Here is an 11,045-nt window from a genome sequence, read left to right as displayed (position 1 = left end):
CGCATGGCGGCGTTTCGGCTCCGAGGTGCGCAACCCCGGTGGGTTGCGCACCTCGTGTCGATGCCGGGCCGAGGCGACAGCGTCGTGCGGCCGTAGGCCCTCAGCGGCTCAGCGCGTGACGCACTCTTCGTCGCGCGTGGGGCGGACTTCGTCGAGCCAGCGTTCGATCTCGGCGTCGTGCTCGGCCGCGACGACGGGGCCGAAGCTCTCCGCGTGACGCGACTCGTCGAGACGCACGAGCACGACACCGCCGACGATGAACGCGCCGCCGAAGACCTGGACGAGCGTCGGGGCCTCGCCGACGAACATCCACGCGAAGGCGACGGCGAACAGCACCTCGAGCAGCGAGATGAACGACGCGACCGTCGTGCCGAGGGCGCGGGCGGCGTAGATGCCCGTCGCGTAGGCGAGGGCCGCAGCGATGAGCGCGAGGCCGAGCACCGGCACCCAGAACGGCATCTGCGAACCGGCGAACGTGACGTCGGCGGTGCTGACCGAGACCGGCTGCACGCCGAGTGCGCACATCGCGAGCAGGATGACGGCGCCGACGCTCATGCCGCCACCGGCGAGTGCGATCGGGGGCAGCTCCGACTCCTCGTCGCCCGCGATGACGAAGTACACCGTCAGGCACAGCGCGGCGCCCAGCGCCCACGCGATGCCGATGGGGTCGACGCTGAAACCGTTGAACACGTCGAGCACGAACAGCAGCCCGACGATGGCCGCAGCCGTCCCGGCGATCGTCAAGCGCCGCGGCGTGCGGCCGTAGCGCGCCCACGCCCAGCCGACGAGCAGCATCGGCGCGAGGTACTCGATGAGCAGTGCGACACCGACGCTGACGTGCGTGACGGCGTTGAAGTAGAACAGCTGGCAGCCGGCGACGCCGAAGATGCCGTAGAGCACGATCGGCTTGATGTTGTCGCGCAGCACGTGCCAGCGCCCACTCAGCGCCATCGCCGTCGGGATGGCGAGCGCGAGCGCTGCGATGCTGATGCGGGCCGCGACGGCCGTGACGGGCGTCCACCCGGAGCCGAGCAGTGCCTTCGCGAACGAACCGGACGTGCCGAACGCCGCACACGAGACAATGGCGATGATGAGGCCCATGCTCGTGTGGGACATCGCGCCGGATCGGCCCGCGCGCCTGCGGGTGGCGACGGGGATGGGCTCGATGTCGTGTGCGATCTGGCTGGGAGCCATGGGGGAACACCTCCAACTCTCGCGTAAGTGGTAAAAACCAGGAACACCGGTTACGTTAGACCTGGAAGAGGTCAGGAGTCAAAATGCCCTTTGGTCATGACACGGAGGACGGTCTGCTGTCCGTCGCCGCGCTCGTCAACACCGCCACGCCCGACGACACCCTCACCGAGATCGCCGACCTCGACGCCTTCGTCGAGTCCTGGGGGTACACCGGCACGCACGAGCGCACGCACGCCGAACTCGACGAGGTGCGCGCCCTGCGCCCCCGATTCCTCGAGGCGTGGTCACTGTCGCGCGACGAACTCGTCGCGTTCGTCAACGAGGTGATGCTGCAGTACCGTGCGCTGCCGCAACTCGTGCGTCACGACGAGTGGGATTACCACCTGCACGCGACGCCGTCCGACGCGCCACTGGCGAGCCGCATGGCGGTCGACGCCGTCATGGCGTTCGTCGACGTCATCCGCGCCGACGAACTCGACCGCCTCAAGATGTGCGCCGGTGACTGCGGGGGAGTGCTCGTCGACCTGTCGAAGAACCGCTCCCGCCGCTACTGCGATCGCGGGTGCGGAAACCGCGCCAACGTCGCCGCCTATCGCGCGCGCAAGGCGGCCGAATCGGTGTCCTGACGCTCGGCTCCGTTCGGCCCTGTCGATGCCGCGTCAGTCGTCAGCACCTTAGCCGAGGTCGGGCAGCCCGTTGCGCGCGAGGCGCTGTCGCGAGATTTCGTAGCCGACGTTCGTGCCGACGAGCATGAGCACGCCCGCGACGAGGTTGTAGTACCAATTCGCCGAACTGAAGTCGAGCATGACGTAGAGCGCGACGGCGACGAGGGAGACGATGCAGATCCACGTCGTGACGGGCGCGCCGGGCAGGCGGAAGTCGACGACGTGAGCGTCGCCGCGCGCGACCGCGCGCCGGTAGCCGAGGAACAGCCCGACCCCGATGGCGCCGCCGACGGCGATCATCTGGATCTGCAGGTGGCCGAGGGACTGCTTGTACCCGGCGTCGCCGCGATCCTCGTACGTCGCCTCCTGGGTGCTGGACGCGTCCTGTTCGCTCGCGGCCGGGCCTCGACTTTTCCCGCCGGGTGCCTCGGTCGCGCGACTCGCGCCGCCGGAAGCGTTGCTGCTGTGGGCCGTTCGACTCCCCCTCGCCGGACGCGGCCAGGTGGCGCGTCTCGAGGCTGATCGTGCCAGGCGGGGGCGACAACCCGGCACGACGGGCGTTTGCGGGTGGTCGAGGGTGGCGGCGGCCGCGTCAGCCGATCGTGCGCGTGAACCACGCGAAGGCTCCGAGGCCACCCGGATGCGTGGCCGTCGCGAGCGCCGAGCGGGCCGCGAGGCGAGCGAGGTAGACGGGTGGGTCGCTCGAGGCGAGGGCGAGCGGAACGGGTTCCAGGGCCAGCTCGCCGAACAGTTCGAGCAGTACGTCGCGCTGGGTGCGCACGTCGTCGACATCGAGGGAATCGAGCGCGACGTGCGCCGTCACGTCGCACGAACCGTCGGGAACGGGCGCGCACTCGCTGCCGTCACGGAAGCCGGTGAGGGTGCCGAACGGCGGCCGCGTACCGCTTGTGGACGCGTAGTCGATTCCGACCACGACGCTGCCAGCCGCGGCATGACGCGTCACCTCCGCGACGAGCGCCGTCCAGGCCGCATCACGCGTCATGCCGATCTCGACGCGCTCGCCGGGTTCGCGACGGCTGGCGTTATCGCGGCCATCGGCCGGAGGTAGGGCGTCGTCAAGCACGGGGTGGGGCGGTGGATCGTCGGGGGCATCGATCGTGGGCTGGGCCGCCGACGAATGTGGACGAAGATCGCCGACGTGGACAGGCATCGCCGTTGGGGCATGACGGGCGGCCCACCGGGCGGCGTCGGGAGGGAGTGGGGCACCTAGCGTCTCGTCCCCGTCGAGCGTGACGAGTACCTCGCGCAGGACACCGTCGTCGTCAGCCTCCGCGATGTCGCACGGCACGACGTCGAGCCACTCGTGCGCGACGACGAACGCCCGACGACCTGCGATGACGTCGAGCGACGGAATCGACGCCCCTCCCGCAGAACGCACCCAGGCGATGCGGCTGCTGAGTTCGGGCGGACGCTCGACGACGTCAACGCCCACGAGGTCGACGTCATCGACGAACCGGCTGACGGTGTCGAGCAGTTCGCCACGGCCGCAGGCGAAGTCGACGACAACGTCCGCGTCGATGCGTTCGGCCATGGCGACGATCGCCTGCGCGAGCACCTCATCGACGCCGGGAATGCCCTGCGCGCTCGTCGCAAAATGGCCCCCGGGGCCCTCGTCACGTCGATAGAAACCGTCACGGCCGTAGAGCGCGGCCTGCCAGGCGTCGCGCCACGGCACCGCGTGGCTCACCGGCATGTCGGAGTTCTCGAACTGCTGCGTCACGTCGCGACTCTACGTCGCGCCCACGCGTCGACCGCCCATGTGCCGACCATGACAGCGGCAGAATGGGGCCATGCCCTTCCTCTCGCTCGACGCCGACCTGCCGCCGGCGCGACGCGTCATCATCGCGGGGCCGTCGGGCAGCGGCAAGACGACGGCGTGTGCGCTCGTCAGCGATCGGATCGGGGTGCCGCATCATGAGATAGACGCGCTGTTCCACGGCCCCGGGTGGCAACCGCGCCCGCAGTTTCATGACGACGTCGCGCGGTTCGTCGCGACCGAGGCGTGGGTTACCGAGTGGCAATACAGCGAGGTGCGTGGCCTGCTCGCCGAGCTGCTCATCTGGCTCGATCTGCCGCGCGGCACCGTGACGCGGCAGGTCGTCAGCCGGACGCTGCGGCGACGTCTGTTTCGCCAAGAACTGTGGAACGGGAACACCGAAGGCCCGCTGCGCACCTTCTTCACCGACCCCGAGCACATCGTGCGCTGGTCGTGGCAGGGCCACGCGCGCTACCGGGGGCTCATCGGCGACGTCGCAGCTCGACGACCTCAGCTGCCGATCGTCCGCGTTTGTTCGCGACGTGAGCTGACGCATCTGATCGAGCGACTGCCCCGCGCCTGAGCGCCGGCAGCGCATCGAAACGAGTCGCCCGCACTGACGGCCCGACGTGCGACGCCGCGTCCCGTCGAGCGGCCCGAAACGCACGCATCGAACGCCGGGCGCCCCCGTCGAGCGACCAACGCGCATCCCGCACCGAGCACACGGCCCCGCAGTGATTCGAGGACCTCGCGGACGGGAGTAGCGTTGGGCGGGTGACTTTCGAGCAGCCGACCCCGCTCCCGGGTGCGCCGAGCCTGCGCGTCGGCGTCATCGGTGCGGGGCGAGTCGGTGCGGTGCTGGGGGCGGCGTTGCGCAAGGCGGGGCATGACGTCGTCGCCGTCAGCGGTGTGTCCGAGGCGAGCCGCGAGCGGGCTGAGGCGCTGCTGCCCGGAGTCCCCGTCCAGCAGCCGGCCGGCGTCGCAGCGGCCGCCGATCTCGTCCTGCTCACCGTGCCCGACGACGAACTCGCCGCTCTGGTCCACGGCCTCGACTTCCCCGGCACGCTCGGCCCGCGCATCGTCGTCCACACGAGCGGCGCGCAGGGCATCGGCGTGCTCGCGCCCGTCGTCGAGGCCGGCGGGGTGCCGCTCGCGATCCACCCGGCGATGACGTTCAGCGGCACCGCGGTCGACCTGACGCGCCTCGCCGGCTGCCCGTTCGCCGTCACGGCGATGCCCGACCACCGCATGGTCGCCGACGCGCTCGTGCTCGACATGGGCGGCGAGCCGTTCACCGTCGACGAGGCCGATCGCACGCAGTACCACGCGGCGCTCGCGCACGGCTCGAACCACCTCGTCACCCTCGTCGCGCAGGCCGCCGAGCTGCTGCGCCGCATCGACGTCGACGACCCGGGCCGCCTGCTGCGTCCGCTGCTCGAGGCCGCGCTCGACAACGCCCTCGAACGCGGCGACAAGGCGCTGACGGGCCCCGTCGCGCGCGGCGACGCGGGCACGTTGACGCGTCACCTCGACATGCTCGAGGCGCTCGCCCACACTGGTGTGGCACTCGACATTCCCCCGACCTACCGCGCGCTCGCGCTCGCGACCGCGCAACGCAGCTCGGCGCGCGGCGCTCTCACCCCGATGCAGATCGACGCCGTCCTCACCGCGCTCGAGGGGCGCGGCGGGCCACCAGACCAGGGCGGGGTGGGCCCCGAGCCCCCGACGCCCTGATCCGTCCGCTCCGATCGTTCCTCCACAATCTCCGACACCCACCCCGTCAGGTTCGAGCCCCGTCCCTGACCACGCCACCGGGAGCCACGCATGACCGCACCTGTCGTCACCCACGCCCGCACCGAGTTCGCCGACGCCCGCGGCCGCCTCGGCGGCAGCGTCGGCGTCGTCATGACGATGGGGGCCCTGCACGAGGGGCATGCGACGCTGATCCGTCGCGCGCGCGAGGAGAACGACGCCGTCGTCGTCACGATCTTCCTCAACCCGCTGCAGTTCGCGGCGGGGGAGGACCTGTCGCGCTACCCCCGCACGCTGCAGCACGACCTGGAGATCTGCGAGCGCGAGGGCGCCGACCTCGTGTTTGCTCCGAGCCCTGACGTCGTCTACCCCGACGGTGAGCCGGGCGTGCGCGTCTCGGCGGGCCCGCTGGGCGGCGTCCTCGAAGGTGCGTCGCGCCCCGGCCACTTCGACGGGATGCTGACGGTCGTCAACAAGCTGCTCAACATCGTGCACCCGACGCGCGCCTACTACGGCCAGAAGGACGCGCAGCAGTTGCTGCTCATCAAGCGCATGGTGCGTGACCTCGACATGTCCGTCGAGATCGTCGGCGTACCGACCGTCCGCGAGTCCGACGGGCTCGCCCTCAGCAGCCGCAACGCCTATCTGAGCGACGCCGACCGTGAGGTCGCGCTGTGCCTGTCGAAGGCCCTCCAGGCCGGTGAGGCCGCTCGTAACTCCGGCCCTGCCGCTGTACGGCGCGCTGCGCGGGACGTCCTCGTGCGCGAACCGCTGGCCCTCGTCGACTACCTCGTGCTCGTCGACCCGGTCACGTTGGAGCAGGTGCCCGAGTACTTCCGCGGGGAGGCGCTGCTCGCCGTCGCGGCCAAGGTCGGTACGACCCGGTTGATCGACAACGTCCCCCTCGTCGTCGGCGGTCGCGAGGCCTGAACCGCGGCCTCGTAGACTGAACACCTGGAGCGGCCCGGCGACGCGGCTGCACGTGAAAGGAAGTGGAGCCCGTGGACAGCCTGTGGCCGGCCATCGAGACGCTCATTCCGTCGATCGGAATTCTCGGCCTGTTCTACCTCATCCTGCGTCACATCATGGAGGGCGACCGGCGTGAACGCGTCGCGCAGGCGCAATGGGAGCGCGAACACGACCTGACGAAGGGTGCCGTCGCGCCCGGCGAGGAGGAGGCGCGTCTGCAGAATGCGCACCTGCCGAAGGCTGCACCCGGAACGATGAGTTCTCGCGCGACGACGCCCCCGGAATGATCGCCCCCATTCCAGTCGCGTGAATTGCGTCTGAAAAAATACTCGGGGAAAGAGCGAAATCGGATGCCGGGTTTCGCTCTTTCGCTTATCGGACGGTAATGTCGGGTTCGTCGCCTCGCCCCCGCGAGGCAGAATCATTCGCACTTCGAAAGGAGCCGATCATGGCTCAGCGCATCCATGTCACGCTGGAAGACGACATCGACGGCTCGGACGCGAGCGAGACCATCCAGTTCGCCCTCGACGGTGTGAACTACGAGATCGACCTGTCCGACGAGAACGCCGCCAAGCTGCGTGATTCTCTCGCCACCTGGGTCGGTCACGCTCGTCGTGTCGGCGGTCGTAAGCAGCAGTCGAAGGCGTCCTCGACGCGCGGCGGTGGTCGTTCCGACCTCAATGCCATTCGTGACTGGGGCCGCGCGAACGGCTGGACGGTCAGTGACCGCGGCCGCGTCTCGGCCGACCTCATGAAGGCCTACGACGCCGCCACGAAGAACTGACGTTCGCCACGGCGCGAAGAACTTCCAGAGAGGCCCTGTGCTTTCCGTGTGGAAAATGCAGGGCCCTTCTGTCTTGTCGGCTCGACGCGCTTGCGTGCTCTTGTCTCGTTGTTTGATTCGTTCAGCGGAGCAGGGCGTCCATCGGGTCGGGCCGGTCGAGTCGTTCGTCGAGCACGTCGTGGAGGTCGAGCTGCCGCAGGGAGCCGGGCTTGGTGCGGGCCGTCTCGATCTCGTCCCACGTTCGCGGCGTGGCGACGAACGGCCGGTTGCGGCCACGCAGCGACCATGGGGTGATGGTCGTCTTGGCCGCAACGTTCTGCGACCAGTCGATGAACACCTTGCCGGGGCGTAGTGATTTCGTCATCTTCGCGGTGATGAGTTCGGGGCGCATCTCGGTGAGCTTCTCCGCGAGGGTGCGGGCGAACTCGCGAATGTCGTCACTCGAATGGGTGCCGTCGAGGCGTGCGTAGATCTGCATTCCTTTGCTGCCCGAAGTGACAGGAACGCTGGGCCAGCCCAGAGAACCGAGCAGTTCATGCAGCATGACGGCGACCGCGGCGCATTCGTCGAGCCCCGCGGGAGCGCCCGGGTCGAGGTCGAGGACGATGCGGTCAGGATTTTCGCGTTCGCCATCCCGCCAGCGCCACTGGGGAGTGTGGAATTCGAGGGAGGCGAGGTTCGCGAAATAGCTGAGAGCGGCGACGGAATCGACGAACGGGTAGGTGACCTTGTCGATCTCTTCGCGTTCGATCCAGTGCGGTGCGCCCGATGGGGTGTTCTTCTCGAAGAACTCGAGTTTTCCCACACCATGCGGAAAACGCAGCCGGGTGACTGGCCGGTCTTTCGTCTGCGCGAGAATTCGCGGTGCCACGCTCGCGTAATAGTGCAGTACCTCACCCTTCGTCGTCTCCGTCGCGGGGTACAGGATCTTGTCGAGATTCGTCAGGCGCAGCGTCCGCCCGTCGACCTCGACGACGGTGGGGCTCACCTCGGGGCTCATGCGTCGTCCTCACGTGCGGCGATGTCGAGGCGCAGCCCGGTGTATGCGGGCTGACGCAGCCGCCCGCCCGCGCTGCGCCCCAGGTGGGTGACGTCGACGAGGATCTCGGGGCGCACCCAGTGGGTGCCGACGGCGTCCTCCGCGGCGAGAGCATCGCGCGGCACGGCCGGCTCGGGCGCCGGCGTCAGCCACTCGAGCAGCGCGCGCCCGGCCGCGGCCGAGAATCCGGTGCCGACGCGTCCGCGATAGACGAGCTCGGCGTCGGCCCATTCGCCGACGAGGATCGCGCCCAGCGCGCCGACGGTGCCGTCGATCGGTCGCCAACCGAGGACGACGAACGTCTCGCGGGTGCGGTGGACGCTCTTGAGCCAGTCCTCGCTGCGCACGCCCGGGCGATACGGTGAATCGACGCGCTTGCTGACGACGCCCTCGAGGCCCGCGTCACGGGTCGCGGCGAGTAGCGCGTCGCCGTCGTCGTGCGCGGGCGGCACCTGGATCGCGGAGGCCGTGGCGCTCGATCCGTCGTCGCCCGAGCCACCGATTCCGGCGCCGTCGAGCAGTTCACGACGCGCGCTCCACGGCAGGGCGATGACGTCGTGCCCGGCGGCGCGCAGCACGTCGAACGTCATGAGCTGCACAGGAGTTCGTGCGAGGGCCGCGGCTTCGTCGGGGCTGGCGGCGCGCATGCGTGAGCGTCCGCCGCCGGGGGCGAGTCGGTGCATGACGGCGCGGAAGTCGGGCCGCCCGTTCGTCAGGGCGACGAGCTCGCCGTCGAGGACGAGGTCGTCGAAGTCGCGCAGGCGTGAACCGGTGATCTCGGGGAAGCGCGCGGAGCAGTCGGCGCCGGAGCGCGTCGCGATCGTCACCTCACCGCCGCGGACGGTGACGATGGCGCGGATGCCGTCCCACTTCACCTCGTGGCGCCACGCGGGCCCGCTCGGCACGTGAGGTGTCGGTGTCGCGAGCATCGGGCGCATAGGCTCACCCTAGATGTGACACCGCACGAGCGAGAAGGGCGCGAAGGGCATGCGAGCGATCTGGAAGGGTGCCGTCAGTTTCGGCCTCGTCAACGTGCCGGTACGTCTGTACTCGGCGACGGAGAACCACGACGTGCAGTTCCGTCAGGTGCACGAGAAGGACGGCGGACGCATCAAGTACCAGCGTGTCTGCTCGATCGACGGCGAGCAGGTCGCCTACAGCGACATCGCGAAGGGGTACGAGACGCCCGAGGGGCAGATGGTCGTGCTGACGGACGCCGACCTCGCCGACCTGCCGCTCGTCACGAGCAAGGAGATCGCCGTCGACCGGTTCGTGCCGGCCGAGCAGATCAGCCCGCTCGTGCTCGACAAGGTCTACTATCTCGAGCCCGACAAGGCGGCACTCAAGCCGTACGCCCTGCTGCGTAGCGCGCTCGAGGAGAGCGGGCGCGTCGCCGTCGTCACGGTGTCGTTGCGCACGCGCGTGACGGTGGCCGTCCTGCGCGTCGAGGGCAAGGCCATCGTCCTGCAGACGTTGCTGTGGCCCGACGAGGTGCGCGAGCCCGACTTCGCCGTCCTCGAGGCAAAGGCGGAGGTGACGGATTCGGAGCAGGCGATGGCGGCGATGCTCGTCGAGTCGTTGTCGGGTGACTTCGACCCCGAGGCGTACGAGGACACCTACGAGCAGGCCGTGCGCGAGGTCGTCGAGGCCAAGCTCGCGGGCGGCGAGGTCAAGGAACCCGAAGACAAGCCGGAGGAGAGCGCCGAGGTCGTCGACCTGCTCGCCGCCCTGCAGGCCAGCGTCGACCGGGCCAAGAAAGCACGCGGCGAAGCAGCGAGCTGACGCGCTCAGCCGCGCTGGGCGCCGTGTGATACTCGGACGATGATGGCGAACCCCGACGCGCCCGACGTCTACGACGCTTCGTTCGAGCAGCAGATCGGGGTGTTCATCGACCAGCACCGTGCCATGATCGCTGCGTCCCTCGACGGGTTGAGCGAGGCCGAGGCCCGACGTCGGCTCGTCCCGTCGAAGACGACGCTGCTCGGCCTGGTGAAGCACGCGACGTTCGTCGAACGGGTCTGGTTCGAGGAGGCCCGTACAGGGCGCAGCCGTGCAGAACTCGGCCTGCAGCCCGGGCCCGACGAGTCGTTCGACCTGACGGACGCCGACACGTCGGCGTCCGTGCTCGACGTTTTCGCTCGCGCCTGCGAACGATCGCGACGCGCCGTGGATGGGGTGGGCGGCGACACCATCTGGTCAGGAAACCGGCGCGGCCCGTTGAGCGTTCGCTGGATCCTGCTCCACGTGCTTCGCGAGCATGCCCAGCACTGCGGGCACGCCGACATCCTGCGCGAACAGGTCCTCATGGAACGTAGCCGCTCGAGGTGATCGCCTCGGCGCCCCGGCTGTTGGCGGCGCCGGCCATGTCGATCGGCGCGGAACGCCCCAGCGGGGCAGGTGTCAGCGGATGACGCGGACGACGCGGTTCGTCAGCAGGTCGTGGGCCGCACGTCTGACGAGCGCGTTGGCATCCGGGTGCTCGCCGAGGGTTGCGGTGCAGACGTCGACGAGGTCAGCCAGCGAGCGGGGGCCGTCGAGCAGCGTCAGGTGGATGACGGCGCCGAGACCGTGCAGGTGCGCGGGCGTCGAGCCGATGAGCGTCAATACCTCGAGCGCGTCCTCGTCGACGAGGGCGTCGACGAAGGGTGCGAGCGTCAGAACGGTGTCGTTGGTCAGGGCCTCGGCGCGGTCCGCAGGGCTCGCGACGGGATCCTCGCGCGTGGCGAAGGCGCGATCATCGTCGCCATCGCCGGCCGTGACGGCGGCATCCAGCGTCGCCGACGCGAGCGGCAGGTATGGGTCGACGTCGGGCTGCTGCGTCCACCACGTGCCGGGCACGTGACGCCAGAACGGCTCCTGCGGCGC

General features: G+C 69.7%; 14 protein-coding genes. 8 read left to right on the top strand and 6 right to left on the bottom strand.

Going from position 1 to position 11,045, the window contains the following annotated elements; all coding sequences use genetic code 11:
* Positions 1-108 precede the first annotated feature (108 nt).
* Positions 109-1,194 carry an EamA family transporter gene (locus tag B2284_RS01355; protein ID WP_074045722.1) on the bottom strand — a complete coding sequence of 362 codons (1,086 nt, stop codon included), beginning with the start codon at positions 1,192-1,194 and terminating at the stop codon, positions 109-111.
* A gap of 83 nt (positions 1,195-1,277) precedes the next feature.
* Between B2284_RS01355 and B2284_RS01350 the strand changes: the two genes are divergently transcribed.
* Complete coding sequence (locus B2284_RS01350) at positions 1,278-1,820, top strand: CGNR zinc finger domain-containing protein (RefSeq protein WP_006943974.1); 543 nt, start codon at positions 1,278-1,280, stop codon at positions 1,818-1,820.
* Positions 1,821-1,868: 48 nt separating this feature from the next.
* Here B2284_RS01350 and B2284_RS01345 read toward each other — a convergent pair whose 3' ends face one another.
* Together B2284_RS01345 and B2284_RS01340 are read right to left on the bottom strand one after the other, a co-directional pair.
* The gene (locus B2284_RS01345; RefSeq protein WP_006944037.1) at positions 1,869-2,159 is read right to left on the bottom strand and encodes a hypothetical protein; all 291 of its coding nucleotides are present in this window, start codon (positions 2,157-2,159) and stop codon (positions 1,869-1,871) included.
* A 292-nt stretch (positions 2,160-2,451) separates the two neighbouring features.
* Positions 2,452-3,600, bottom strand: coding sequence for an SAM-dependent methyltransferase (locus B2284_RS01340; protein ID WP_074045721.1), 1,149 nt, complete (start codon positions 3,598-3,600; stop codon positions 2,452-2,454).
* 70 nt (positions 3,601-3,670) lie between these two features.
* On the opposite strand from B2284_RS01340, the gene B2284_RS01335 reads away from it, so the two are divergent.
* The 5 genes from B2284_RS01335 to B2284_RS01315 all read left to right on the top strand — a co-directional run bounded on the left by B2284_RS01335 (position 3,671) and on the right by B2284_RS01315 (position 7,141).
* On the top strand, positions 3,671-4,219 hold the full coding sequence (locus B2284_RS01335) for a P-loop NTPase family protein (protein ID WP_074045720.1): 549 nt from the start codon (positions 3,671-3,673) through the stop codon (positions 4,217-4,219).
* 191 nt (positions 4,220-4,410) lie between these two features.
* A complete protein-coding gene (locus tag B2284_RS01330) occupies positions 4,411-5,370 on the top strand; it encodes a Rossmann-like and DUF2520 domain-containing protein (protein WP_074045719.1) in 960 nt (319 codons plus the stop codon).
* 90 nt (positions 5,371-5,460) lie between these two features.
* Positions 5,461-6,318 carry a pantoate--beta-alanine ligase gene (panC, locus tag B2284_RS01325; protein WP_038569490.1) on the top strand — a complete coding sequence of 286 codons (858 nt, stop codon included), beginning with the start codon at positions 5,461-5,463 and terminating at the stop codon, positions 6,316-6,318.
* A 71-nt stretch (positions 6,319-6,389) separates the two neighbouring features.
* The gene (locus tag B2284_RS01320; RefSeq protein ID WP_038569485.1) at positions 6,390-6,644 is read left to right on the top strand and encodes a hypothetical protein; all 255 of its coding nucleotides are present in this window, start codon (positions 6,390-6,392) and stop codon (positions 6,642-6,644) included.
* 161 nt (positions 6,645-6,805) lie between these two features.
* Positions 6,806-7,141, top strand: a complete 336-nt coding sequence (locus B2284_RS01315; RefSeq protein ID WP_006943971.1) for a histone-like nucleoid-structuring protein Lsr2 — start codon at positions 6,806-6,808, stop codon at positions 7,139-7,141.
* A gap of 121 nt (positions 7,142-7,262) precedes the next feature.
* On the opposite strand, the gene ligD (B2284_RS01310) is transcribed toward B2284_RS01315, so the two are convergent.
* On the bottom strand, positions 7,263-8,141 hold the full coding sequence (ligD, locus tag B2284_RS01310) for a non-homologous end-joining DNA ligase (RefSeq protein ID WP_074045718.1): 879 nt from the start codon (positions 8,139-8,141) through the stop codon (positions 7,263-7,265).
* The gene (gene ligD / locus B2284_RS01305) at positions 8,138-9,118 is read right to left on the bottom strand and encodes a non-homologous end-joining DNA ligase (protein WP_136788511.1); all 981 of its coding nucleotides are present in this window, start codon (positions 9,116-9,118) and stop codon (positions 8,138-8,140) included. The genes ligD (B2284_RS01310) and ligD (B2284_RS01305) overlap by 4 nt, the downstream gene beginning before the upstream one ends.
* 49 nt (positions 9,119-9,167) lie before the next feature.
* Here ligD (B2284_RS01305) and ku point away from each other — a divergent pair, with 49 nt between their 5' ends.
* Positions 9,168-9,962 carry a non-homologous end joining protein Ku gene (gene ku, locus B2284_RS01300; RefSeq protein ID WP_074045716.1) on the top strand — a complete coding sequence of 265 codons (795 nt, stop codon included), beginning with the start codon at positions 9,168-9,170 and terminating at the stop codon, positions 9,960-9,962.
* Between the two features lie 39 nt (positions 9,963-10,001).
* Entirely contained in the window at positions 10,002-10,508 is a 507-nt protein-coding gene (locus B2284_RS01295; RefSeq protein ID WP_083607210.1) for a DinB family protein, read from the top strand.
* A 72-nt stretch (positions 10,509-10,580) separates the two neighbouring features.
* Here the strand turns inward: B2284_RS01295 and B2284_RS01290 are convergent.
* Positions 10,581-11,045 (bottom strand): hypothetical protein (locus tag B2284_RS01290; RefSeq protein ID WP_286697094.1); only part of this gene is annotated, 465 nt, incomplete at its 5' end.

Source organism: Dermacoccus sp. UBA1591 (assembly GCF_002322065.1).
Taxonomy (GTDB): Bacteria; Actinomycetota; Actinomycetes; order Actinomycetales; family Dermatophilaceae; genus Dermacoccus; species Dermacoccus nishinomiyaensis.
The sequence above is the reverse complement of the archived record's forward strand: the minus strand, read 5'-3'. Positions and strand labels throughout refer to the sequence as shown.